Here is a 1,633-nt window from a genome sequence, read left to right on the forward strand (position 1 = left end):
GGGCACACGCTGCTGGGTGTGCCCCGCCTGGCGCTTGCCCCGTCTCCCCTGTGGCTCCCGAATCCCGAGGCCGTACGGGCGTGGTCGCTGGCGTGGTGTCAGGTAGTCGGGGCGGGATCCGCAACAGGGGGCAGCCACAGCGCGCGCAGAGTCTTGCCGGTGCCGCTTCGGTGGTGCTCGATCTCCAGACGGGTCACCAGTTGTCCGACGATGTGCAGGCCGAGGCCGCCCCGGCCGTCCAGCTCCGACCGGCGCACGCCTGCTATCCGGTCACCCGCGTCGCGGACCTCCGCGAGGAGCCGGCCGTCGTCGGCGCTCAGGCGCAGGCGCCACCAGCCGGTGGCGTGACGGACGGCGTTGGTGAGCAGTTCGGAAAGGACCAGGGCCACGGCTGCGGGGTCGGCCCACCGGCAGTACTCGCGCACGAACCGGGCTGCCGCATCGCGTGCCTGGGCCACACTGTTGCGGGTCGAGTCGATCTCCAACACCAGCATTCACCTCCTCGGTGCTCGCCCACACGCCTGCCCGCCCAGATGCCCAGCAATCACCACAATCCAAACAGGCAGCGTGCGAACCGACGGAGCCTCTCATCACTGCCCGGGCCTCCCCACATGGGCCCGGGACGGTCGCGTTCCGATCCCGCCCAGCACACCGCCGGGGCCATACCCGTCGCCGGCCGCAGCCACTGCCGCGCCGTCCGCCCCCGGGGCGGGCCGACTGCTCTGCCGGTACGGCACCAGCTGCGTCCGCAGACATGCATTCCTCCCGCGCAGCCGGCCGCAGGACCATCGCCTCCGTGTCGCGGCGGCCTCACCGAACCTGGCAGCCGCACCCGGCCGGACAACCCAGTCCCCTAGGCTGCCCTCATGCCGGGTCGCGCCGGCGCCATCCGGCGACCGCGCCGCACCGGCAAGGCCACTTCCAGTGTGCCGCCGAGTCAGGAGTCCATCGTGACCACGCGTGTTCCCGGGCGCCCCTACCGCGTCCTGCTCGTCGAGGACGACCCGGCCGACGCCATGCTCATCACGGAGGCACTGGAGGAGAAGGCGCAGCGGGAGATCGTGCGGGTCGTCAACGGTGAGGCCGCCCTGACGTACCTGCGGGCGGCGGAGAACCCGGTGCCGGACCTGATCGTGCTGGATCTGAACATGCCGCGCATGGACGGCCGGGAACTGCTGGACGTGATCAAGGTCGACGAGGACCTCAAGTCGATCCCCGTGGTGGTTCTCACCACTTCGGCCGCGCCCCACGACGTGTCCGGCGCCTACCGCCGGTATGCCAACGCGTACGTGACCAAACCCGTCGGGCTCGACGAATTCACCCAGGCCGTGCAGAGCATCGACAGCTTCTACCTCGACACCGCGATCTCCCCCAACGACTGACAGACGGGGGAGGGGACTCGCACCTGTCGGCTGCCTCCGGGGAGCGGGGTTTGCGGGCCTGGGTGGGCGGCAGATGGGGCTCTGGCCGGTGACGGTCGGGACCGGGGGGGGGGGTCAGCCGGACGGGTGGTTTGCGACATGACCTCGGGCCGGGCGGGCAGGCGGTCGTTACTGCTCTCACCCACACCGACTTCAAGAGGTACCCATGTCCGCCGTGATCGTGCTGTTGGTGGCTCCGCTCGTTGTCGCGA

2 protein-coding genes are annotated in these 1,633 nt (G+C 70.9%); one reads left to right on the forward strand and one right to left on the reverse strand.

The window, feature by feature from the left end; all coding sequences use genetic code 11:
• Window positions 1–98: 98 nt before the first annotated feature.
• Window positions 99–494, reverse strand: a complete 396-nt coding sequence (locus tag ACFUK0_RS40155) for an ATP-binding protein (protein ID WP_380259040.1) — start codon at window positions 492–494, stop codon at window positions 99–101.
• Window positions 495–950: 456 nt separating this feature from the next.
• Between ACFUK0_RS40155 and ACFUK0_RS40160 the strand changes: the two genes are divergently transcribed.
• Window positions 951–1,382, forward strand: a complete 432-nt coding sequence (locus tag ACFUK0_RS40160; protein WP_380259042.1) for a response regulator — start codon at window positions 951–953, stop codon at window positions 1,380–1,382.
• The last annotated feature ends 251 nt before the right edge of the window (window positions 1,383–1,633 follow it).

This window comes from Kitasatospora sp. NPDC057223, assembly GCF_042669755.1.
Taxonomy (GTDB): domain Bacteria; phylum Actinomycetota; class Actinomycetes; order Streptomycetales; family Streptomycetaceae; genus Kitasatospora.